Source organism: Lentzea flava (assembly GCF_014648475.1).
Lineage (GTDB): Bacteria > Actinomycetota > Actinomycetes > Mycobacteriales > Pseudonocardiaceae > Lentzea > Lentzea flava.
The window spans coordinates 87326-107294 of the sequence record NZ_BMRE01000025.1 but is presented as its reverse complement, the minus strand read 5'-3'; the positions used below and the strand labels follow the sequence as shown (position 1 = coordinate 107294).

The 19969-nt window shown below is 66.3% G+C and carries 25 protein-coding genes; 12 read left to right on the top strand and 13 right to left on the bottom strand.

What is annotated here, in order from left to right; translation table 11 throughout:
* The first annotated feature begins 2 nt into the window (after positions 1-2).
* From prfA to prmC, 4 genes are read left to right on the top strand one after another with little or no spacing between them, the layout of a single operon-like run.
* The gene (prfA, locus tag IEZ09_RS26235) at positions 3-1067 is read left to right on the top strand and encodes a peptide chain release factor 1 (RefSeq protein ID WP_189256420.1); all 1065 of its coding nucleotides are present in this window, start codon (positions 3-5) and stop codon (positions 1065-1067) included.
* Positions 1068-1089: 22 nt separating this feature from the next.
* The gene (locus IEZ09_RS26230) at positions 1090-2298 is read left to right on the top strand and encodes an acyl-CoA thioester hydrolase/BAAT C-terminal domain-containing protein (protein ID WP_189256419.1); all 1209 of its coding nucleotides are present in this window, start codon (positions 1090-1092) and stop codon (positions 2296-2298) included.
* Positions 2299-2309: 11 nt separating this feature from the next.
* Positions 2310-3695 (top strand): dihydrolipoyl dehydrogenase, encoded by a 1386-nt coding sequence (gene lpdA, locus IEZ09_RS26225; protein WP_189256418.1) that lies wholly within the window; start codon positions 2310-2312, stop codon positions 3693-3695.
* An 18-nt stretch (positions 3696-3713) separates the two neighbouring features.
* Positions 3714-4577: a peptide chain release factor N(5)-glutamine methyltransferase gene (gene prmC, locus IEZ09_RS26220; RefSeq protein ID WP_189256436.1), complete on the top strand. Its 864-nt coding sequence runs from the start codon at positions 3714-3716 to the stop codon at positions 4575-4577.
* Here the strand turns inward: prmC and IEZ09_RS26215 are convergent.
* From IEZ09_RS26215 to IEZ09_RS47970, 13 genes are all read right to left on the bottom strand, one after another.
* Positions 4574-4864 (bottom strand): hypothetical protein, encoded by a 291-nt coding sequence (locus IEZ09_RS26215; protein ID WP_189256417.1) that lies wholly within the window; start codon positions 4862-4864, stop codon positions 4574-4576. The genes prmC and IEZ09_RS26215 overlap by 4 nt on opposite strands.
* A complete protein-coding gene (locus IEZ09_RS26210; RefSeq protein ID WP_189256416.1) occupies positions 4861-5355 on the bottom strand; it encodes a hypothetical protein in 495 nt (164 codons plus the stop codon). The genes IEZ09_RS26215 and IEZ09_RS26210 overlap by 4 nt, the downstream gene beginning before the upstream one ends.
* A 204-nt stretch (positions 5356-5559) precedes the next feature.
* The gene (locus IEZ09_RS26205) at positions 5560-6111 is read right to left on the bottom strand and encodes a hypothetical protein (RefSeq protein ID WP_189256415.1); all 552 of its coding nucleotides are present in this window, start codon (positions 6109-6111) and stop codon (positions 5560-5562) included.
* An 88-nt stretch (positions 6112-6199) separates the two neighbouring features.
* A complete protein-coding gene (locus IEZ09_RS26200) occupies positions 6200-6736 on the bottom strand; it encodes a DUF3558 domain-containing protein (protein ID WP_189256414.1) in 537 nt (178 codons plus the stop codon).
* Positions 6737-7025: 289 nt separating this feature from the next.
* Positions 7026-7526 carry a hypothetical protein gene (locus IEZ09_RS26195; protein ID WP_189256413.1) on the bottom strand — a complete coding sequence of 167 codons (501 nt, stop codon included), beginning with the start codon at positions 7524-7526 and terminating at the stop codon, positions 7026-7028.
* A 104-nt stretch (positions 7527-7630) separates the two neighbouring features.
* A complete protein-coding gene (locus IEZ09_RS26190; RefSeq protein WP_189256412.1) occupies positions 7631-8854 on the bottom strand; it encodes a hypothetical protein in 1224 nt (407 codons plus the stop codon).
* Entirely contained in the window at positions 8851-9159 is a 309-nt protein-coding gene (locus tag IEZ09_RS26185) for a type VII secretion target (RefSeq protein ID WP_189256411.1), read from the bottom strand. The genes IEZ09_RS26190 and IEZ09_RS26185 overlap by 4 nt, the downstream gene beginning before the upstream one ends.
* On the bottom strand, positions 9156-9644 hold the full coding sequence (locus IEZ09_RS26180; RefSeq protein ID WP_189256410.1) for a YbaB/EbfC family nucleoid-associated protein: 489 nt from the start codon (positions 9642-9644) through the stop codon (positions 9156-9158). Before IEZ09_RS26180 ends, IEZ09_RS26185 begins: the two co-directional genes overlap by 4 nt.
* A complete protein-coding gene (locus IEZ09_RS26175; protein ID WP_189256409.1) occupies positions 9641-10393 on the bottom strand; it encodes an ESX secretion-associated protein EspG in 753 nt (250 codons plus the stop codon). Before IEZ09_RS26175 ends, IEZ09_RS26180 begins: the two co-directional genes overlap by 4 nt.
* Positions 10390-11571 (bottom strand): hypothetical protein, encoded by a 1182-nt coding sequence (locus IEZ09_RS26170; RefSeq protein WP_189256408.1) that lies wholly within the window; start codon positions 11569-11571, stop codon positions 10390-10392. The genes IEZ09_RS26175 and IEZ09_RS26170 overlap by 4 nt, the downstream gene beginning before the upstream one ends.
* Positions 11572-11658: 87 nt before the next feature.
* The gene (locus tag IEZ09_RS26165) at positions 11659-12198 is read right to left on the bottom strand and encodes a DUF3558 family protein (protein WP_189256407.1); all 540 of its coding nucleotides are present in this window, start codon (positions 12196-12198) and stop codon (positions 11659-11661) included.
* Positions 12195-12650, bottom strand: a complete 456-nt coding sequence (locus tag IEZ09_RS26160; RefSeq protein ID WP_189256406.1) for a hypothetical protein — start codon at positions 12648-12650, stop codon at positions 12195-12197. The genes IEZ09_RS26165 and IEZ09_RS26160 overlap by 4 nt, the downstream gene beginning before the upstream one ends.
* Before the next feature lie 100 nt (positions 12651-12750).
* Positions 12751-12966: a DUF397 domain-containing protein gene (locus IEZ09_RS47970; protein WP_189256405.1), complete on the bottom strand. Its 216-nt coding sequence runs from the start codon at positions 12964-12966 to the stop codon at positions 12751-12753.
* Positions 12967-13204: 238 nt separating this feature from the next.
* Here IEZ09_RS47970 and IEZ09_RS26150 point away from each other — a divergent pair, with 238 nt between their 5' ends.
* The 8 genes from IEZ09_RS26150 to atpA all read left to right on the top strand — a co-directional run bounded on the left by IEZ09_RS26150 (position 13205) and on the right by atpA (position 19968).
* Positions 13205-13855: an L-threonylcarbamoyladenylate synthase gene (locus IEZ09_RS26150; protein WP_189256404.1), complete on the top strand. Its 651-nt coding sequence runs from the start codon at positions 13205-13207 to the stop codon at positions 13853-13855.
* Positions 13856-13936: 81 nt separating this feature from the next.
* The gene (locus IEZ09_RS26145; protein ID WP_189256403.1) at positions 13937-15076 is read left to right on the top strand and encodes a glycosyltransferase family 4 protein; all 1140 of its coding nucleotides are present in this window, start codon (positions 13937-13939) and stop codon (positions 15074-15076) included.
* An 89-nt stretch (positions 15077-15165) separates the two neighbouring features.
* On the top strand, positions 15166-15612 hold the full coding sequence (locus IEZ09_RS26140) for a Cg1360 family ATP-synthase-associated protein (RefSeq protein WP_189256402.1): 447 nt from the start codon (positions 15166-15168) through the stop codon (positions 15610-15612).
* A 150-nt stretch (positions 15613-15762) separates the two neighbouring features.
* Positions 15763-16542, top strand: coding sequence for a F0F1 ATP synthase subunit A (gene atpB, locus IEZ09_RS26135; protein ID WP_189256401.1), 780 nt, complete (start codon positions 15763-15765; stop codon positions 16540-16542).
* Between the two features lie 64 nt (positions 16543-16606).
* Positions 16607-16861, top strand: a complete 255-nt coding sequence (locus IEZ09_RS26130) for an ATP synthase subunit C-like protein (protein ID WP_189256400.1) — start codon at positions 16607-16609, stop codon at positions 16859-16861.
* A 44-nt stretch (positions 16862-16905) separates the two neighbouring features.
* Entirely contained in the window at positions 16906-17439 is a 534-nt protein-coding gene (locus IEZ09_RS26125) for a F0F1 ATP synthase subunit B (protein WP_189256435.1), read from the top strand.
* A gap of 3 nt (positions 17440-17442) precedes the next feature.
* Positions 17443-18276, top strand: coding sequence for a F0F1 ATP synthase subunit delta (locus IEZ09_RS26120; protein ID WP_189256434.1), 834 nt, complete (start codon positions 17443-17445; stop codon positions 18274-18276).
* 45 nt (positions 18277-18321) lie between these two features.
* On the top strand, positions 18322-19968 hold the full coding sequence (gene atpA / locus IEZ09_RS26115; RefSeq protein ID WP_189256399.1) for a F0F1 ATP synthase subunit alpha: 1647 nt from the start codon (positions 18322-18324) through the stop codon (positions 19966-19968).
* Position 19969 lies beyond the last annotated feature (1 nt).

The following is a 19969-nucleotide window of genomic DNA, read 5'->3' as shown; positions in this document are numbered from 1 at the left end:
AAGTGTCGCAGTCGCTGGACAGCCTGCTCGCCGAGTACGACGAGCTCGAGAAGAAGCTCGCCGACCCCAGCGTGCACGCTGACCAGGCCGGCGCCCGCAAGCTCGGCAAGCGGTACGCCGAGCTCGGCCCGATCGTGAAGACGGCTCGCGAGATCGAGCAGGTCCGCAGCGACCTCGAGGCCGCGAAGGAGCTCGCGAGCGAGGATCCGGCGTTCGCCGAGGAGGCCAAGCAGCTCGAGGAGCAGCTCCCCGCGCTGGAGGAGAAGCTCACCGAGCTCCTGCTGCCGCGCGACCCGCACGACGGTGACGACGTGCTGCTGGAGATCAAGTCCGGTGAGGGCGGCGAGGAGTCCGCGCTGTTCGCGGGCGACCTGCTGCGCATGTACACGCGCTACGCCGAGCGTCAGGGCTGGAAGGTCGAGATGCTCGACGGCACCGACTCCGACCTGGGCGGGTTCAAGGACGTCACGGTCTCCATCAAGGCCAAGAGCCCGACACCGGACGGTGTCTGGAGCCGGCTGAAGTGGGAGGGCGGCGTGCACCGCGTGCAGCGCGTGCCCGTCACGGAGTCGCAGGGGCGCATCCACACGTCCGCGGCCGGTGTCCTCGTGTTCCCCGAGACCGAGGAAACCGCCGAGGTCGAGATCAACGAGAACGACCTGCGCATCGACGTCTACCGCTCGTCCGGCAAGGGCGGGCAGTCGGTCAACACCACCGACTCCGCCGTGCGCATCACGCACCTGCCGACCGGCATCGTCGTCTCCTGCCAGAACGAGCGCAGCCAGCTGCAGAACAAGGCGCGCGCCATGCAGGTCCTGCAGTCCCGGCTCGCGGCCCTGGCCGAGGAGCAGAAGGCGCAGGAGCAGTCGGACGCCCGTCGTACCCAGATTCGGACGGTCGACCGGTCGGAGCGGGTGCGCACCTACAACTTCCCCGAATCACGAATTTCCGATCACCGGGTTGGGTACAAAGCGCATAACCTGGACCAGGTGCTCGACGGTGACCTGGACGCGGTGGTGGACGCGCTGGCCGCCGCCGACCGGGCAGAACGGCTCGCAGGCGGGTAAACCGACGTGAGAGGGGCGCGTTGTGGCCGAGATCCTGGTGAATCCGCAGACCGCACCCCTCGACCAACCGGTCGACATCATCGTCGTGGGCCTTCCGCCCGGCGACGAGGTCGTCGTTCAACTGTCCACAGGAGACCGTGCGTCCCACGGTGTCTTCATCGCCGACGAGCGCGGCGTCGTGGACCTCACCCGGCACGCCCCTCGTGAGGGCACCTATCACGGTGTCGATCCGATGGGCCTGTTCTGGTCGCTCGAACGCACCGGCGGCAAGCCGGGGCCGATGTGCCTGTCGGTCGAGGGTGCCGGTGAGATCGCGTTGCGGCGGCTGACCGTGCCCGAGGGCGTCGAGCGGCTGGAGGTCCGCGAGAACGGTCTGGTGGGCACTCTGTTCGCCCCTGAGGACGACGGAGGCGACCTGCCGGGCGTGATCGTGCTCGGTGGCTCTGAGGGCGGTTTGCACGAGACCGACGCGGCGCTCCTGGCCGCGCACGGGTTCGTGACGTTCGCGCTCGGCTACTTCGGGATGAAGGGCCTGCCGGAGCACCTCGTGGACATCCCGCTCGAGTACTTCGGCACCGCGATCGACTACCTGGCCGAACGGTCCGGCGAGATCGGCATCGTCGGCGGCTCGCGCGGCGGTGAGCTGGCGTTGCTGGTGGGTTCGATGTATCCACAGGTCAGGGCTGTTGTCAGCGTGGTCGGCAGCGGCGTCGTGACCCAGGGCATCGGGCCGGGCGCCAACCTGCTGCAGAAGCTCTCGTACGAGGCGGCGTCCTGGACCTACAAGGGTGAGCCGCTGCCGTACCTGCCGTACTACGTGAGCGAGGAGCTGCGGGCGAAGATCGTCAACGGCGAACCCGTGCCGTTGCGGCTCGCGTTCGACACGTCCGACGGCATCCCCGAGGACACCGAGATCCGCGTCGAGAACATCGTCGGCGGTGTGTTGCTCATCTCGTCCGGACACGACGACGGGTGGCCGTGCGTCGAGCTGAGCGAGGTCGCGATGCGCCGGTTGAAGGACCACGAGCACCCGTTCCCGTACGAGCACGTCGTGTATCCCGAGGCAGGACACCTGATCGCGGGCCCGCCGCACCGTCCGGCGACCGACGTGACCTATCCGGGGCCCGGTGTCACCTTCTCGGGTGGTGGTGTTCCGCACGCCACAGCGCACGCCCAGGCGAACGCCTGGAAACGGACGGTTGAGTTCTTGCGGGAGCAGCTCGGGACCTAGGGTGTGTGCTTATGAGCGCACACTTTGATGTCGTCGTCGTGGGTGCGGGTCCCGGCGGGTACGTCGCCGCGATCCGGGCGGCTCAGCTCGGGCTGAAGACCGCCGTTGTCGAGGAGAAGTACTGGGGCGGCGTCTGCCTGAACGTGGGCTGCATCCCGTCGAAGGCTCTCCTGCGCAACGCCGAGCTCGCGCACATCTTCACGCACGAGCAGAAGACGTTCGGCATCAAGGTCGACGGCACCGTCAGCTTCGACTACAGCGCTGCGTGGCAGCGCAGCCGCAAGGTCGCGGACGGGCGCGTCAAGGGCGTGCACTTCCTCATGAAGAAGAACGGCATCACCGAGTACAACGGGTGGGCCAACTTCACCGACGACCACACGCTGACCGTGAACGGCGAGACGATCACGTTCGGCCACGCGATCATCGCGGTGGGCGCGACGACCAGGATGCTGCCGAACACGCAGAAGTCCGACCGCGTCGTGACCTACGAAGAGCAGATCATGACCGAGGAGCTGCCGGAGTCGATCATCATCGCCGGCGCTGGCGCGATCGGCGTCGAGTTCGCCTACGTCATGCACAACTACGGCGTGAAGGTCACCATCGTCGAGTTCCTCGACCGCATGGTGCCCCTTGAAGACGAAGAGATCTCCGCCGAGCTGCTCAAGCGCTACAAGAAGCTGGGCATCGACGTGCGCGTCGGCACCCGCGTGGAGTCGATCGACGAGTCCGGCCCCAAGGTCCGCGTCACCGTGACGAAGAACGGCGCCCAGGAAGTCCTGGAAGCCGACAAGGTCATGCAGGCCATCGGTTTCGTGCCGCGCGTCGAGGGCTACGGCCTGGAGAACACCGGCGTGAAGCTGACCGAGCGCGGCGCGATCGACATCGACGGCCGCGGCCGCACCTCCGTGCCGCACATCTTCGCCATCGGTGACGTCACCGCGAAGCTGATGCTCGCGCACACCGCCGAGTCGATGGGCATCATCGCCGCGGAGACCATCGCGGGTGCCGAGACGATGGAGCTCGACTACGTGATGATCCCGCGGGCGACGTTCTGCCAGCCGCAGATCGCGTCGTTCGGCTACACCGAGGCGCAGGCCCGCGAGAAGGGCTTCGACGTCCAGGTCGCGAAGTTCCCGTTCACCGCGAACGGCAAGGCGCACGGCCTGGCCGAGCCCGGCGGCTTCGTGAAGCTGATCAGCGACAAGACGCACGGCGAGCTGCTCGGCGGCCACATCATCGGCCCCGAGGCCACCGAACTCCTGCCCGAGCTCACGCTGGCGCAGCAGTGGGACCTCACCGTCCACGAGGTCGCGCGCAACGTCCACGCGCACCCGACCCTCTCCGAGGCCGTCAAGGAAGCGGTGCACGGCCTGGCCGGGCACATGATCAACTTCTGAGATACCTTCTCGCTGATGATGAACCGGCAGCCGCTCCGCCTCGCCATCTCCGAGGCGGCCAAGATCCTCGCCGAGGCCGGCGTGGACAGCCCACGCGTCGACGCGGAGTACCTGGCCGCGCACGTGCTCGGCGTGGAACGCGGACGGCTGCCGCTCATCCCGCTGGTCGATCCACCGGTGATCGACCAGCTGCACAAGCTGGTCCGCCTCCGGGCCTCGCGCATTCCGTTGCAGCACATCCTCGGCTGGGCCCCCATGGGCGCCATCACGGTCGAGGTCGGCCCAGGCGTGTTCGTCCCCCGGCCGGAGACCGAACTGCTGATGGAGTGGGGCCTGAAGGCACTCGTGGGCGTCACCTCGCCCGTGGTGGTCGACCTGTGCACCGGCACGGGCGCACTGGCCCTGTCGATCGCGCATGCCCGCCCGGACGCGGTGGTGCACGCGGTCGAGATCGACCCGCAAGCCCTCGCGTGGACCCGCCGCAACGCGGACGCGCGCGCGGCAGCCGGAGACACCCCGATCCGCCTGCACTCGGGCGACGCCACCGACCCGTCCCTGCTGTCCGATCTGGACGGTCAGGTCGACCTCGTGGTCTGCAATCCCCCTTACGTGCCAGAGGGAACTCCCGTGCAGCCCGAGGTGGGCGTGCACGATCCGCACCACGCGGTGTTCTCCGGCACCGACGGCCTGGACGTGATCCGGCACGTGGTGTCCGCCGCGGCCCGCTGGCTCAAACCGGGCGGCTCCGTCGGCATCGAACACGACGACACGCAGGGCGAGTCCGTCCCAGCACTCCTGTCGGCCCGCCGCGTGCTCACGGACGTTGCTGACCACACCGACCTGGCGGGCCGCCCCAGGTTCGCGACCGCCCGCAAAGTCTAGAAGAGCACGTCAAAGGCCTTCTGCAGCTCCTTCACCTGCTCACCGAGCCCGCGGTCGGCCAGCTTCTCCATCAGGTGCTCGACAACGTCCCTGCCGGGCTTGGGTTTGCGCGCCTCGACCCGCAGGTCGTCGACCACCTCGATGGTCGACGTAGGCGCCTGGGCGTCGTTGAGGTCCTCACGCAACTCGTCGAGGAGCCGCAGCACCGCACTGACGTCCTTGATGTGTCCGATGTGGACGTCCCCGCCTCTGGAGCGCCCGCTGATCTTGAAGTTCCGTTCGCTCATGGGCTTTCCCTGCTCGTTCCTCCGGCGACCAACACGGCGGTGATCGCGATGCCGCCGTCGCCGCTCCCCGGCTCGCACCCGTCGTAGTACCTGGGCCTGCACATCACGCCGCTGAACCTGAAGAGCGCGAAGAACAGCCCGCTCGCGCCCACCACCCACCCGAGCCCGAACGGCCCGAGCGGCAAGCCCCGCCGCACGCGCAGCCCGAGCCCGAACCGCACCCCGCCCGCGCCGCTGCCCCCGGCCAGCCGCCACAACCCGAGCAGCAACGCGCTGCCGGCGAACAGCACCACGGCCAACGCCGACAGCCCGCTGCGTCGCACCGCTTCCCGCGACTCCACTCCGGCGTTGCCGGACACTTCCACTCGGCACTCGCGAATGGCGACGCCCGTGAACTCCTCGTCGCGGTGCGCGGCTGCGCAGGGGAAGCACACCACGTCGCCGCGTGGCTTCGGAGAATCGCTTCCTTTCGTCGACGTCGGAGTTGACATTGTCTTGTCCACTTTCTGTCATTGAATCTATAGCTTCGCGTTTGTGCTGGTCAGAGGGTTGGTGGACACGTATTTCCCATGCCTTGGCTGCAGATAGCAGGCACAATAGTCGTTCCAGATCGGAATAGGGTAAGGTGCTGTGAATTGCGTATTGTCAATGCGCCGAACGAGGGCAAACGGGCTGGACGACGACAGCGCGGGGTCTCACTGCGCTGTCTGGTAGCCCGAGGATGGCGGAGTGCTCGGCAGAGTTGACAAATTGTGGCCAATTACGTGACGTTCTGTCACGTTGCGGCCGAATGGCCGTATGTTCTTGCCTCGGGGAGGGCACGCGGTCACGCGCTTGAGGAACCGCCGCCTCGCGCGTGACCGCGTGTGCGCCACGATCGTGCCTGGCTCCGCGTAGTCCGCGAGGTCAATCCGCTCGCCAACCGGCTTGGTCGAATAGCCGGGGCCGGGTTGGTAGGTGATCCGAAGTGGACCGCAACTCAACTCGTTCCAGTAGTAGGTCGGCGATCGACGAGGCGTGTGAGACGAGCGCTCGGTCACCACGCGATCGTCCACGGTGTCCCCGAAGATGGAGAGCCACAGGGACTTGGTACCCAACGACGACATGAAGGCGATCGCCGCGACGACGATGATCGGGATGTTGAAGTCGGTCGCTAGCTCCTTGAACGTGTTGCCGATTGCCTTCCACACCTCACTGACAGTGGTGGCGGTGTCAGGAACGTAGTTCTCGGCGACCATGGACTTCATGTGTTCATGCCGTTGGCCTGCGTAGTTCGCGTTCGGCGTTGGAACTGCGGGCTTGACGGGCGCCATGAGATTCCCGCCACGGGCGTTGTTACGGCAGCTTCGGGGCGATCAGATCGGCAGCCTTGGACGCGCGCTGGCACGCGGCTGCGGTGTCTTCTGAGGAGAGGTTCAAGGTCGCGATGACCGCAACGGACGACTTCTCAGTAACTCCGATCACGATGGTGCACTGTGACTTGGCTCCGTCCGGTGCCTCGACCTTGGTCGCGTCGTACTTGCCGACCTTGATCTCAGAGACCTTGTCGCCTTGCAAGTTCAGGTCCTTGATGCCGGATTCGGTGCGGATACCGGCACGAAGCCGTCCATTCCCGGTGACCTTCCATGAACAACCGTCGGAGGTCGCGACCTTCTCCGCCTCACCAGGGAGCTCGAGGCCGAGGCCAGTTGCGTCAGAGCCGGTGAGCAGGTCGCACGGCTTGATCGACTTCAGTCGTGACGACGCGTTGCTGTCGCTCGTCGGCGTGCCGCCGCCCGTGGTAGGGGCCGGAGTGGGGTTCCCAGTCGTGCCAGTGCAGGCTGCAGTGAGCGCCGACAGCCCGATCAGGGTGGCGATGAGGATGCGCTTCATGACTTCCCGTTGAGTTTCTTGAGCGAGTCGGCGCCGGCCTGGTCGACGTTGTGGTACGAGGCACGGCTCTTCTCGATCTGCGTCTTGAGCGAGTCGATCGCTTTGTTGACGTCCAAGATCTGCTGGATTGCCTGCTTGCCGAAATCTGTGTTGGTCCTGGGCGTATCCACGGCCGAGCTTTGCTTCCACGCTCAGGTCAGCCCTCTTCTCCAAGATCTTCTCGAGCTCTTCCTTCATCGCATCAAGCTTTTTGATCATCGAGGATCTTGAGTGAGCGCAACGTGTGCGCCTACTCAGCCCTCTCGGCGACTAAAGGCAGCGGTTCGCGCACTGGGAGCCAGGCCACGAGAAAGATGAACAGGCCGTTGATCAGCAGGCCTGTCAGGAACAGCAGGTTGTGCCACCAGGAAACCTGGTCGGGTTCCAAGCTGCTGAAGAAACCGGTCTTGTCGACGACGACGTCGAACTCGGTGTTGATCGGCTTGACTGACCGGAAGTTGGTGGGAAAGAAAGTCAGTTTCCTGCCGCCGCAGTCCAGATCAGCGCTGAACGAGTCGGATCCACGGCTGCTGCTGTGCCTCTCGATGTTGTCGACGCGGCAGTGCAACGTCTCGCCGAACGCGGTGAGCCAGAGTGAGTGTCCACCGATGCCTGCGGGGAAGACGCTGCCGATGAAGAGCGCGAGCGCCGGCAGAAGCATCCACCGCTCGCCCTTGGGCCGGTAGTTCCCCACCGACGCGATGTAGAACGGCAGAGCCGCCATGGACAGAAACGCCAGCGGCAGGATCACACCCACTCGGCCGGTGCTGCTCAAGAACCCGGTGAGCGTGGGCACGGCAACGCTCACGGTCGCGAGCAGCAGCTTCTTCGGCTGGAACGGAGGCCTCGTCCTGGTCATTCGTCCAAAGATCCTTGCTGGCGCGGAAACGTCCTGCCCTGGTTCTCCAGCTCGTCGTACTTGGCCCACTCACGCAGGTGATCAGCCGTCGCCTTGGCGATCCAGCCACCGTCCTCGACGTTGGGCAAGGAATGCGGCGCCACGGTGCCGTCAGGACGCGTACGCGGCTTGTACGGCGTGTAGGCGCCGACGGCCTCCTGGAACGGCTGAGACGGCTGCGGAACCTTCTGCTGGTACGGCTCTTCGTACTTGTTCCTCCAGACGTTGCCCGCATCTCCGTAGCCGTCCTTGAACTCGCGGCCGGCCTGCTTGACCTGGTCGCCGACGTCGCCGAGATTCGGGCGTGAGTTGCCCCAGTCCTCCAGGCGCTTACCCGCATCCGCGAGTCCGTCTCCGCGGGTCGACGGGATGCGAGGGGCTTGCGGGGCGCTCGTGCCACCGCCTTTGCCGAAGCGGCCGAGGCGCCTGAGCACGTCACCCAGCTGACCGAAGAGTCCCTTGAGACGACTCATGATCCGGGCCACGAGCTTGACGAGTTTGGCAAGTTGCTGGGTGATCTTGCCGAGGACCACAGCGCCGCGTCCGACCGCCCATGCTCCGAACGCCGCGAGGGAACTGCCGAGCGAGACCCACGACGACGCGAGTGCAATGACGGCGTTGCGGATCACTTCCCAGATGAACAGTGCGATGAGGTCACGGATCATGCCGCGGATGGCCGCGGTGATGGTGCCCGCACTGGCGATCTCGGAGGCGACGAAGGTGCACATCTTCGACACCGCAGCGATCTCGGTGGCCAACTCGCCCTGGCTCTGGCGGAACTTCTCGGCCGCAGTGCCCTGCTCCCAGCACGGCAGCTCGCTCTTCACCGCCTTGTCCTGCTGTTCGCCGACGTTGCGGAGGTCCGCAGCGACCTGGTTCCAGGTGGTCACCGCGGCCTTGATCTTGTCGCCACTGCCGGCCAGCCAGTCCAGCGGCTCGCGGAGGAAGCTGAGATGTTCGATCAGCCAGCCGATGCCCGCTGTGGCCAGAGCGCCCACGGGGTCCATCCACGCGCCGAGCGCGTCCAGCCCGGTCGCCGCGAGGTTCATGCCGAACTCGGCGAAATCGCCTTCGCTGAGGCGGCTGGCCGAGTCGATCGTCTGAACGAACGACTCAGCAAGACCTCCACCTGCTACGTTGTCAGGGTTCGTCCAGCTGTCGCCGAAACCGGTCCAGGTCATCGGGAACCTCCGAACCTGTTGCGGTTCGCGTCCTCGTGGGCCTCGTAGGTCAGCGCAGTGGCCTTGGTGTCCTCGGAAGCGTTGCCGACGGCCACCGCCAGTTCCCTGATCGCGGCGGTGGTGCCCTGCGCCCATTCCTGCGCGTTCGCCGCGAAAAAGGACAGCAGCTGGCCGAACGTGTCACCGCCGAGATCCACTTGCGCCGCCTTGCTGGCGGCGGCGTCCAGGGCGTCCTGACGAGCCTGCTGACCCTTGGCGAACTTGTGGAGCTCGGTCGCGTCGACGCTGAAGCTGGGGCCGGTCATCGGAGCACGCTCCCGAACCCGTCCTCTTCGTCATCTGCAGGGCGCTGAGGCCTCGGTGGCGGCGTGGGCCTCTGCACGGGCTCGTTCCAGGAGACTTCGCGCATGACCTGGCCGTCTTCCTGCGGCGGTGGCGGCGGTTCTTCTTCCTCCTGCTGCGGGATGAAGCTGCGCAGGAAGTCCATCGCCTCGGTGCCGCCGAACTCGGGCTCCACAATGGACGCCACTTGTTCGGCCGCCTGAACCTGGGCCTTCTGCACGGTCTGCATCACGATCTGGCTGAGCTGGACGTGTGTCAGGCGCATCGCGGTCGGCGAGAACTCGATGTGCTGCAAGGCGCCGTTGGGTGCCACGCGCACGGTCACCGCCTCGTTGGGGGAGGTGACCGTGCTGCTGGCGTTCTGGATTTGCTCCTGCATCTGCTGGGAGCGATGCTGGAGCTGCTGCGCCTTGGACTCGAGGTCCGCGATCATCTGCTCCGGGTTCATCGTTCGCTCGTCATCGCCAACACCTGTCCGAGGTGTCGCGCCAACCCCATGTTGTCGGCGGGGCTGATGGTGAACCAGCCGTTGCGCATCTGAACGTTGGAGTAGCGGCCCTGCGGGGTGTCGATCCAGGTGACGGGCGGGAAGTCCCGTTTGGTGCGGCCCTGTCCCATCTGGACGAGGAAGTGGCCGTTGCCGATGGCGGGCCCGGTCAGCATCTGCTTGGCGATGCGGACGTCGTCGTTTTCCATCGTGCGGACCGCCTGGCGGAAGCCTTCCTGTTGCTGCGGCTGGTTCTCGAAGGCTTCGGCGGGCACCGTGACGAGCCTGCCCGGTCCCGGCCGGCCGTGCGGCATTGCGTTGGCCAGGCTGGTCGCGATCTCGTTGGGCTGCAACAAGTTCAGTGTGACGGTGGTGTCCTCCTGGGTCACCAGCACCGCGTAACCACCGCGCGCCACAACGCTGGCGCGCACGACCTTCTGCCCGTTCATGTCCGGAATGCACATGGCGATGACGCGGAGTTCGGGACGTGCCAACAGGTTCAGCGCGTCCTCGAGGTCCGGCTCCGGCCTGCCGCGCCGCGCGAGACCCTTGCGTTCGAGGTCCGCGTGCACCGCGGCCTTGATGCGCGCGCGTTCGTCGAGCGTGTCGCCGTGCGGCGTCACGTCGAAGGGGTAGGGCACACTCCCCGCCCGCAGGTCCTCCCAGAGAACCTCGAACGCGGGCAGGGAGAGCTGAGCGATCTGCCTCATCCGCCGATCACCGGCGGCGCGACCATGCGATCGTCGTCGAAGAACTCGTCAGTGGGCACGAGATAGTTCGACTTGTGCTCCTTGTCCTCCTCGCCGCCACCGTGACCGGCACCAGCGCCGCCCCCCATGCCGGCAGCACCGGCCGCACCCGCACGACCACCCGCGGCGCCGGCGCCTGCCGCACCGCCGGGACCGCTGCCCATGACTCCAGCGCCACCGCCGGGGTTCGCAGGCCCGAAGCTGCCCATGCCGCGGCCGCCCACACCGCTCATGCCGCCTGGTCCCATGCCACGACCACCAGCTCCGCCACCGGGCGCACCGCCGCGCATGCCACCGCCGCCGGGAGCCGGCCTGCCCTGACCGCCACCAGGAGGCCTGCCCTGGCCGCCACCTCCGGGCGGGATCCGGCCGGGCGGGAACGGGCCGGGGGTTGGAATGCCCGGCGGGCGGTTCTGGTTGCCGGGCGGCCGGTTCGGGTCGTAGTTGCCGGGGAGGTTCGGGTCCTTGGTCTGCGGCGGCACCCACGACGGGTTCGTCGTGCCGTTGTTCGTGCCGGGCGGCGGCGGCATGCCCGGCATGCCGGTGGTGCCCGGGGGTCGGTACCCGTTGGAGTTGCTGAGGCTGTGCGTGCTGGTGCTGCTGCTCGTCTGCGTGACGCCTTGGTCCTGCGTGACCTGCGGCGTGGACTCCATGGTGGGCATGGACATCGCCGCGGCCATCATCGTGTTGTCACGCGTCTGCATGACCTGCACGGCTTCTTCTTTGGCGCCCTGCTGCTTGTTGTACGTGGAGATCATCTCGATGGGCGCGCCGACCATCATGGCGGGGGCGATGAAGCCACCCTTGTTCGTCAGCCAGTCGCCGGCGATCTTCATCGGGTTGAACTCGACCGGGTCGGGCATGCTCTTGTTCGCCTGAACCGCGGCCTCACGCTGCTGCTCGATAGCGCTCGACGTCTTGAGAAAGCCGTCGCCGGTCTGGTCCGCGAATGTGCCCACCTTGCCAAGCGCAGTCCTGACGCCCTCGGCGGCGCGACCCTTCCACCCATCCTGCGAGCCGTTGACCAGGATGGAGAAGTCGGTGGCCAGTTCCTTGAACGTGTTGCCGATCGCCTTCCACGCTTCGCTCACGGTGGTCGCGGTATCGGGCGCGTAGTTCTCGGTGACCAGAGACTTCATGCGTTCATGTGGCTGGCCTGCGTAGTTGTCGTTCGGCGTTGGAACGGTGGCCTTGATGGGCGCCATGAGATTCCCCCTCGGACGGCGTTAAGGCAGTTTCGGTGCGATCATGTCGGCGGCCTTGCGAGCACGCTCGCACGCGACTGGGGTGTCTTCGGAGCTGACGTCCAAGGTCGCGATCACCGAGATTGATGAAGTCTCAGTCACGGAGATCATGACGTTGCATTGGGACTTCGCTCCGTCCGGAGCTTCAACCTTCTTCGCGTCGTACTTGCCAACCTTGATGTCAGAGATTTTGTCGCCCTGAAGATTCAGGTCCTTGAGGCCGGACTTGGCGCGGATGCCTACCCGAAGCCGGCCGAGTTCCGACGAGATGAAGTAGCTGCACCCGTCAGAAGTTCCGACCTTCTCTTCCTTGCCGGGCGTCTTGATGCCCAGGGTGGCCGTTTCGGACTCGGTGAGCAGATCGCAGGGCTTGATCGACTCGAGTCCTGACGAGGTGCCGGCGTTGCTCGTCGGCGTGCCACCGCCGGTGGTAGGAGTTGGCTTGGGATCGCCTGCCATGCCGGTGCAGCCGCTTGTGAGCACGGACGTTGCGATCAAGGCGGCGATGAGGATGCGCTTCATGACTTCCCGTTGATTTTGTTGAACGAGTCGGAGCCCGCTTGGTCAGCGTTGTGGTAGGAAGCGCGGCTCTTCTCGATCTGCGTCTTCAATGAATCGATCGCTTTACCGAGTTCGGTGATTTGCTGGGCAGCTTGCCTGCCGAAATTCATGCTGTCCCGGCTCACGGCCATGGCGTATCCGCCGCCGATCTTGGTTTCCTGGCTCAGCTCGTTTCTGCGCTCTGCGATCGAAGCAAGCTCGTCCTTCATCGCGGTGAGCTTCTTGATCATGGCGTCGACCAGGTGCGGGTCGACGGACAGTTGTTGAGTCTCCACCGCGACCGCGACCGCTTTTGCCGCGTCGGCGATAGCGGCGAGACCGCCCCCGAAGATGCCACTCCACGAGCCGCTGGCGGCTCGGTCGGCGATGCTGTTGCCGCGTGAGCCGCTCGTTACCAGTCCCTCGTCGGACACAGAAGCTCGACCCTCCCCGATAGCGCTCTGTGGTCGGCATATGACCTTACCGTGGTGCGCCCGTTCGGGGGATGAGTTGAACTACTTAGCCCTGTTTGGGTTAAAACTTTGCCCTGGTCAGGATCGCTTTGAATGCGCTAAGTGAGAATGAAAGCGCAGGTCCAGGGCGGTGCTCGGAGTCGTGGACACCTGCCTGGTCGTGGCCAACGCCACCTCGACGCAGTCCGCCTCGTCCGCTGGCTCTGCTCTTGCGCCAGACCGCCTTGTCGCCATCCGCGTGCCACTCAACCGAGCCGAGCTGCTGGACGCCGCACATGAGTTGAGCGGTTTCCCGCGGGTGGCTGAGCCTGGTGACATCGGTGTTTCAAATGAACCGGGCGCCGCGAGATCGCCGACGATCTCGAGCGGTCGGTTCGGCTTTGGATCAGTCAGGACCAGTGCGAGACTCGCATCGAAACACAGTCGGCAGATTGGCCCGCTGACCGGTGAACACATCGAGTGGCCCGAGCAGGCCCGATGTGGGAAGACCCGCAGAGCTGACTAGGCTCGGCGAGGTGAGCACGGTCTACGACTGCAGCGAACCGAGCAACCGCGCGGCAGGTCTTGCCGCCGCCGCCGGTGCGGTGCGGAGCGGGCGCCTTGTCGTCCTGCCCACCGACACCGTTTACGGCATCGGGTGCGATGCGTTTGACGCTGAGGCTGTTCGGAGTCTTCTCGAGGCCAAGGGGCGTGGGCCCGACATGCCCGTGCCGGTGTTGGTCGGGTCCTGGACCACGATTGACGGGCTGGTGCTCAGCGTGCCGCGGCAGGCGAGGGCGCTCATCGAGGCGTTTTGGCCTGGTGGGCTGAGTCTTGTGTTGCCGCACGCGCCCAGTTTGGCGTGGGATTTGGGGCAGACCAGGGGCACGGTGATGTTGCGGATGCCGTTGCACCCGGTGGCTCTTGAACTGCTGCGCGATGTTGGGCCGATGGCCGTGTCCAGTGCCAACAAGTCCGGGTTTGCGCCCGCCTCCAGTGCTCAGGAGGCTCGGGATCAGCTCGGGGATGCCGTGCCCGTGTACCTCGACGGTGGGTTGAGCGGGGAGAACATCGCCTCGACCATCGTGGATCTCACCGGGGCCGACGCGCTGATCTTGCGCGAGGGTGCGGTGAGCAGGGAAGAGATCAACGAGGTGCTCGGGATCGAGGTCGAAGTCGCGCGGTGAGCGGCTGCTGCCAGAATTGATCATGTCGCCGCGGGTACCGTGGCGTGCACCCCGAACTGCTCCCGATTGATTGGTAGGCCCGTGGGGCCCGCATCCTCGTTCGTCCTTCCCGTGCGCGAGTACCTGCTCGTCGCGTTGATTGCTGCCGTCGTGACGTTCCTGCTCGTGGGGTTGGTGCGGGCCATGGCGTTCCGGCTTGGGGCTGTGGCGTATCCGCGGCAGCGTGACGTGCATGTGCAGCCGATGCCTCGCATGGGTGGTGTCGCCATTTACGGTGGCGTGCTGTGCGGCATGTTCGTGGCGCATCAACTGCCGGTGCTGCGGGCCGCGTTCGACTTCTCCAACGACCCGTGGGGGGTCATCGTCGCGGGCGGCGTCATCGTGCTCGTGGGTGCGATCGACGACAGGTTCGAGCTCGACTCGCTGACGAAGCTCGCCGGGCAGGTGACGGCGGCGGGCATTCTCGTGTTGTTCGGTCTGCAGTGGATGATCGCGTGGGTGCCGTGGGACGGTGGCGCGACCATCAGTCTCGACCAGAACCAGGGCGCGCTGCTGACCGTGCTGCTCGCGGTCACGATGATCAACGCGATGAACTTCGTCGACGGGCTCGACGGGCTGGCCGCCGGCATCGGGCTCATCGCCGCCGCGGCCACGTGTGCGTTCTCGATCGGACTGCTGGTCGAGCGGCAGGGTGCCGTCGAGGCCTATCCGCCGGCGCTGATCGCCGCCGCGCTCGCCGGGGCGTGCCTCGGGTTCCTGCCGCACAACTTCAACCCCGCGCGCATCTTCATGGGCGACTCGGGCTCGATGCTCATCGGCCTCATGCTCGCCGCCGCCACGACCAGCGCGTCGGGGAAGATCAACCAGGCCACGGGCAGCGCTGCCGACCTGCTCGGTCTGCTGTCGCCGCTGATCGTCGTCGCCGCCGTGCTCTTCGTGCCGCTGCTCGACCTGCTGATGGCGATCATCCGCCGCACGCGGCGAGGGGAAAGCCCGTTCTCGCCGGACAAGATGCACCTGCACCACCGGTTGCTGGAGATCGGCCACTCGCAACGGCGTGCGGTCCTGCTCATCTACCTGTGGGCCGGTGTGCTCGCGTTCGGTGCGGTGGCGCTGACGTTGTTCGATCCGATCATCGTGGCCACGTGCTTCGTCATCGGGTTGATCGTTACGTTCGTGGTTTCGGTGATCCCGAGGCTGCGGGACGTCCGCAAGCCGTAAACGGCGTTCATCTTGTTTGGGTCCGCTTAACCGTCGTTTACGCGGGGCTGCCTGCAAGCGTTCACAAGCGGCTTCCTACACTTCGGGACATGAGCGACGCGGACAAGGCCGTCACGCACGAGCTGACCGTCCAGCGGCTCGCCGGGGAAATGTTCCGCGCGGCCGCCTGGGCCGCGCTCGGCACGTTTGTCCTCGGCGTCGTCGTGTCAACTGTGATCTGGGGGACCGCTGGTCTCTTCGGATCATTGATCGGTGGTGCGATCGCCATCGCTTCGAGCCTCGCCACGCTGTTGTTGATGCGCAAGACGGCGGCGCTTGATCCGATGTTCGTGATGGTTGCCGCACTCGGCGGATTCATGGGCAAGTTGATCGTCTTGCTACTCGCGGTGATCTTGTTGCGGAACCAGCCGTGGCTCGAACCCAAGGCACTGGGAATCACCCTGGTGGCGACGGTGCTGGTGACTTCGTTCCTGGAGGCCAGGGCCTCCAAGCGCAGTCGCAGTCAGATGGTGGTGCCCGCCTCGGAAGGCGCCTGAGACCTGCTGATATGGTCCGCGCAGACCAGGGACACCCGATCGCAGGGGTGCCTCTGGTAGTCGCTTGCGAACCGTAAGGTACGTTAAGTCCAGATCGTGACGATTCCCCCGGCGGAGTGAACGCCGGCCGGGAGAACCGGAAGGAACACAGTGACCGAGATGGTGCTGGCCTCGGGTGACAAGTTCGTCGCCCCAGGAGTTGCGGACTTCTTCCTCCCGCCGATCTTCGGCTCGGTCACGAAGCCGATGGTCCTGCTGGTGCTGTCGATCTTGATCATCGGCGCCTTCTTCATCGCGGCCAGCCGCAACCTGAAGCTCATCCCCGGCAAGTTCCAGTTCGCCGCCGAGTCGGTTTACGACTTCGGGCGCAACAACATCGCCAGGGAGCAGATCGGTGCGAAGGACTTCAAGCCGTTCATCCCGCTGATCCTCACGATCTTCTGCTTCATCCTGGTGAACAACCTGTTCGGGCTCATCCCGCTCGTCCAGTTCCCCACGATGTCGCACATCGGCTTCCCGCTCGCCGTTTCGTTGCTGGTTGTTTACCCGGTGTACCACTTCGTCGGGTTCAAGCGGCACGGCTTCGTGGGCTACTTGAAGCACCAGACGGTTCCGCCGGGCGCACCGTGGTTCGTGCTCCCGCTGCTGATCCCGATCGAGTTCTTCCAGAAGTTCATCCTGAACCCGCTCACGCTGGCGATCCGAGTTTTCGCCGCCATGTTCGCGGGTCACCTGCTGCTGCTGGTGTTCACCCTGGCCGGTGAGTTCCTGCTGCTGAATGGCGGGCTGACCGTCATCGTGGCGCCGGTGTCCTTCGCCTTCGCCATCGCGCTGACCTTCCTGGAGGCACTGATCATGTGCCTGCAGGCCTACATCTTCGCGCTGCTGTCTGCCAGCTACATCGGCATGGCGCTGGCAGAAGAGCACTGAGAAACAGCACAAAGCCTCCGATCCGCGAACACTCGCGGACCGAGTTGGAAAGGGAACAGCAACAGTGAGCGCTCTCCAGATCGCCCAGGACGCCGCCGCCAACATCAACCCGGGTCTCGCGGCCATCGGTTACGGTCTCGCGGCCATCGGCCCCGGCATCGGCGTGGGTCTGATCTTCTCCTCGGTCATCAGCGGCACCGCCCGCCAGCCCGAGGCCCGTGGCGTCCTGCTCGGCCTCGCGTGGACCACCTTCGCCATCGTCGAGGTCCTCGCGCTGATCGGCTTCGTCGTGTACTTCATCGCGACCGCGAACGCCTGACCTAACCCTTCTACGAGTTAGGAGACGTCGTGTACGACATCCTGATCCTGGCCGCGGAAGAGAAGCACAATCCGGTCGTTCCGCAGATCGCTGAGGTCATCCTCGGTCTCATCGCGTTCCTGCTTCTCTTCTTCGTCATCAAGAAGTTCGTGTCGCCGAGGTTCGAAGCGCTGTACGCGGAGCGGACGGCCAAGATCGAGGGTGGCATCGAGAAGGCGGAGCAGGCACAGGCCGAGGCTCAGCGCACGCTCGAGCAGTACAAGGAGCAGCTGGCCGAGGCTCGCGCCGAGGCCGCGCGCATCCGCGACGACGCGCGGGCCGAGGGCCTGCAGATCATCGAGGAGCTGCGCGAGCAGGCGCAGGCCGAGTCCGCCCGCATCGTCGCGCAGGGCCAGCACCAGCTGGACGCGCAGCGCGCCCAGATCATCGCGGAGCTGCGTGCCGACCTCGGCCGCACCGCTGTTGAGCTGGCGAGCAAGGTCGTGGGCGAGTCCCTCGAGGACGAGGCCCGCCGCCGCGGCACCGTCGACCGCTTCCTCAACGAGCTGGACGCCGTCGCGGCGCCGGCGAACAAGTAGAGGCTGCCGATGACGTTGCATGCCGCAAGTCGTGAAGCTCTGGCAGCCGCGGAACTGCGGCTGCTGGAGCTGGCCGACGCCACCACGTCCACGGACGACCTCGCCAAGCTCGGCGAGGAGCTCTTCGCCGTGCTCGGCCTGCTGATCGACCAGCCCGCGCTGCGTCGTGCCGCTGCCGACGCCTCGTCGGAGCCCGCCGGTCGTGAGCAGCTGATCCGCGGCCTGTTCGCGGGCAAGGTGAGCGACGCGACCCTGCAGGTGCTGGTCGCCGTCGTGACCGCGCGCTGGTCCAGCCCGCGCGAGCTCGTCGACGGTGTCGAGTCGCTCGCCCGCACCACGCTGCTGGTGCGTGCCGAGCGCGACGGTCAGCTCGACTCGACCGAGGACGAGCTGTTCCGGCTCGGCCGCATCGTCGCCGGCTCGCACGAGCTCGAGCTGCTGCTGGCGGACCCGGCCGGGTCTGCCGACGGCAAGGTCGCGCTGGTCGACTCCCTGATCGAGGGAAAGGTCAGCCCGGTCACCAAGACGCTGGTGAGCCAGCTGGTCCGCAACCCGCGCGGTCTCCGCGTGGCCGACGGCCTGGCCGAGCTCGCCGACCTGGCGGCCAAGCGCCGTCAGCGTTCCGTCGCGCACGTCCGGTCCGCGGTGGAGCTGACCGCGGAGCAGATCGACCGCTTGACCGCGACGCTGACCACGATCTACTCGCGCCCGATCGCGCTGCACGTCGAGGTCGACCCGGCTCTCGCCGGCGGCCTCACGATCAAGATCGGCGACGAGATCATCGACGGAAGCATCGCCGGCCGGTTGGCGGCACTGCGCCGCAATCTCGCCAGCTAGCCCCCGAGCCCTTTCCCAGAACGAAGAAGTGAGAGCAGGAACGACATGGCGGAGCTGACGATCTCGTCGGACGAGATCCGCAGTGCGATCGAGAAGTACGTCTCGAGCTACTCCCCGGAGGTCAGCCGGGAAGAGGTTGGTGTCGTCTCCGAGACCTACGACGGCATCGCCATCGTCGAGGGCCTTCCGGGCACGATGACCAACGAGCTGCTCGAGTTCCCCGGCGGCGTTCTCGGCGTCGCCCTGAACCTCGAGGTCCGCGAGATCGGTGCGGTCATCCTCGGTGACTTCGACAAGATCGAAGAAGGCCAGGAGGTCCGCCGGACGGGCAAGGTCCTGTCCGTGCCGGTCGGCGACGGCTTCCTCGGCCGCGTCGTCAACCCGCTGGGCCAGCCGATCGACGGCCTCGGTGACATCGTCGCCGACGACAACCGCGCCCTGGAGCTGCAGGCGGCCACCGTGCTGCAGCGTCAGCCGGTGTCCGAGCCGATGCAGACCGGTATCAAGGCCATCGACGCGATGACCCCGATCGGTCGCGGTCAGCGTCAGCTGATCATCGGTGACCGCAAGACCGGCAAGACCGCGGTCTGCATCGACACGATCATCAACCAGAAGAAGGCCTGGGAGTCGGGCGACCCCAAGCAGCAGGTCCGCTGCGTCTACGTCGCCATCGGCCAGAAGGGCTCCACCATCGCGGGCGTCAAGACCGCGCTGGAGGAGGCGGGCGCGCTCGAGTACACGACGATCGTCGCCGCCCCGGCGTCGGACTCCGCCGGCTTCAAGTGGCTGGCGCCGTACACCGGCTCCGCCATCGGCCAGCACTGGATGTACCAGGGCAAGCACGTCCTGATCATCTTCGACGACCTGACCAAGCAGGCCGAGGCGTACCGCGCGATCTCGCTGCTGCTGCGCCGCCCGCCGGGCCGTGAGGCGTACCCCGGCGACGTCTTCTACTTGCACTCGCGTCTCCTCGAGCGTTGCGCGAAACTGTCGGACGAGATGGGCGGCGGCTCGATGACGGGTCTCCCGATCATCGAGACCAAGGCGAACGACGTGTCGGCGTACATCCCGACCAACGTCATCTCGATCACCGACGGTCAGTGCTTCCTCGAGTCCGACCTGTTCAACGCCGGTGTCCGCCCGGCCGTCAACGTGGGTATCTCCGTGTCCCGCGTCGGTGGTGCCGCGCAGATCAAGGCCATGAAGCAGGTCGCCGGCTCGCTGCGTCTCGACCTGTCGCAGTTCCGCGAGCTGGAGGCGTTCTCCGCGTTCGCGTCCGACCTCGACGCCGCGTCGCGCGCCCAGCTGGACCGCGGTGCCCGTCTGGTCGAGCTGCTCAAGCAGGGCCAGTACTCCCCGGTGCCCGTCGAGGAGCAGGTCGTCGAGATCTTCGCCGCGACCAAGGGCCACCTGGACGACGTCCCCGTCGGCGACATCCGCCGGTTCGTCGCCGAGTTCAAGGACTCGCTGCGCCGCAACCACGCGGACGTGCTCGCGAGCATCGTCGAGACCAAGCAGTTCGGTGACGACGCCCAGAAGCGCGTTGTCGACGCCGTGACCGAGTTCAAGAAGCAGTTCACCGCTTCCGACGGCACGACGATCGTCAACGAGGCGCCCGAGAAGGCGATGGACGCCGACAAGGTCGGCCAGGAGTCGGTGAAGGTCCACAAGCCCGAGCCCACCAAGAAGTGAT

What these genes read in the sequence shown, in the direction of transcription:
- lpdA (WP_189256418.1), top strand. Translation starts at nt 2,310, where the DNA reads ATGAGCGCACACTTTGATGTCGTCGTCGTGGGTGCGGGTCCCGGCGGG.
- IEZ09_RS26165 (WP_189256407.1), bottom strand. Translation starts at nt 12,198, where the DNA reads ATGAAGCGCATCCTCATCGCCGCCTTGATCGCAACGTCCGTGCTCACA.
- IEZ09_RS26210 (WP_189256416.1), bottom strand. Translation starts at nt 5,355, where the DNA reads ATGTCAACTCCGACGTCGACGAAAGGAAGCGATTCTCCGAAGCCACGC.
- atpA (WP_189256399.1), top strand. Translation starts at nt 18,322, where the DNA reads ATGGCGGAGCTGACGATCTCGTCGGACGAGATCCGCAGTGCGATCGAG.
- IEZ09_RS26215 (WP_189256417.1), bottom strand. Translation starts at nt 4,864, where the DNA reads ATGAGCGAACGGAACTTCAAGATCAGCGGGCGCTCCAGAGGCGGGGAC.
- IEZ09_RS26180 (WP_189256410.1), bottom strand. Translation starts at nt 9,644, where the DNA reads ATGAACCCGGAGCAGATGATCGCGGACCTCGAGTCCAAGGCGCAGCAG.
- IEZ09_RS26200 (WP_189256414.1), bottom strand. Translation starts at nt 6,736, where the DNA reads ATGAAGCGCATCCTCATCGCCACCCTGATCGGGCTGTCGGCGCTCACT.
- IEZ09_RS26170 (WP_189256408.1), bottom strand. Translation starts at nt 11,571, where the DNA reads ATGAAGTCTCTGGTCACCGAGAACTACGCGCCCGATACCGCGACCACC.
- IEZ09_RS26140 (WP_189256402.1), top strand. Translation starts at nt 15,166, where the DNA reads ATGAGCGACGCGGACAAGGCCGTCACGCACGAGCTGACCGTCCAGCGG.
- IEZ09_RS26185 (WP_189256411.1), bottom strand. Translation starts at nt 9,159, where the DNA reads ATGACCGGCCCCAGCTTCAGCGTCGACGCGACCGAGCTCCACAAGTTC.
- prmC (WP_189256436.1), top strand. Translation starts at nt 3,714, where the DNA reads ATGAACCGGCAGCCGCTCCGCCTCGCCATCTCCGAGGCGGCCAAGATC.
- IEZ09_RS26190 (WP_189256412.1), bottom strand. Translation starts at nt 8,854, where the DNA reads ATGACCTGGACCGGTTTCGGCGACAGCTGGACGAACCCTGACAACGTA.
- IEZ09_RS47970 (WP_189256405.1), bottom strand. Translation starts at nt 12,966, where the DNA reads ATGTGCGGCGTCCAGCAGCTCGGCTCGGTTGAGTGGCACGCGGATGGC.
- IEZ09_RS26175 (WP_189256409.1), bottom strand. Translation starts at nt 10,393, where the DNA reads ATGAGGCAGATCGCTCAGCTCTCCCTGCCCGCGTTCGAGGTTCTCTGG.
- IEZ09_RS26205 (WP_189256415.1), bottom strand. Translation starts at nt 6,111, where the DNA reads ATGAAGTCCATGGTCGCCGAGAACTACGTTCCTGACACCGCCACCACT.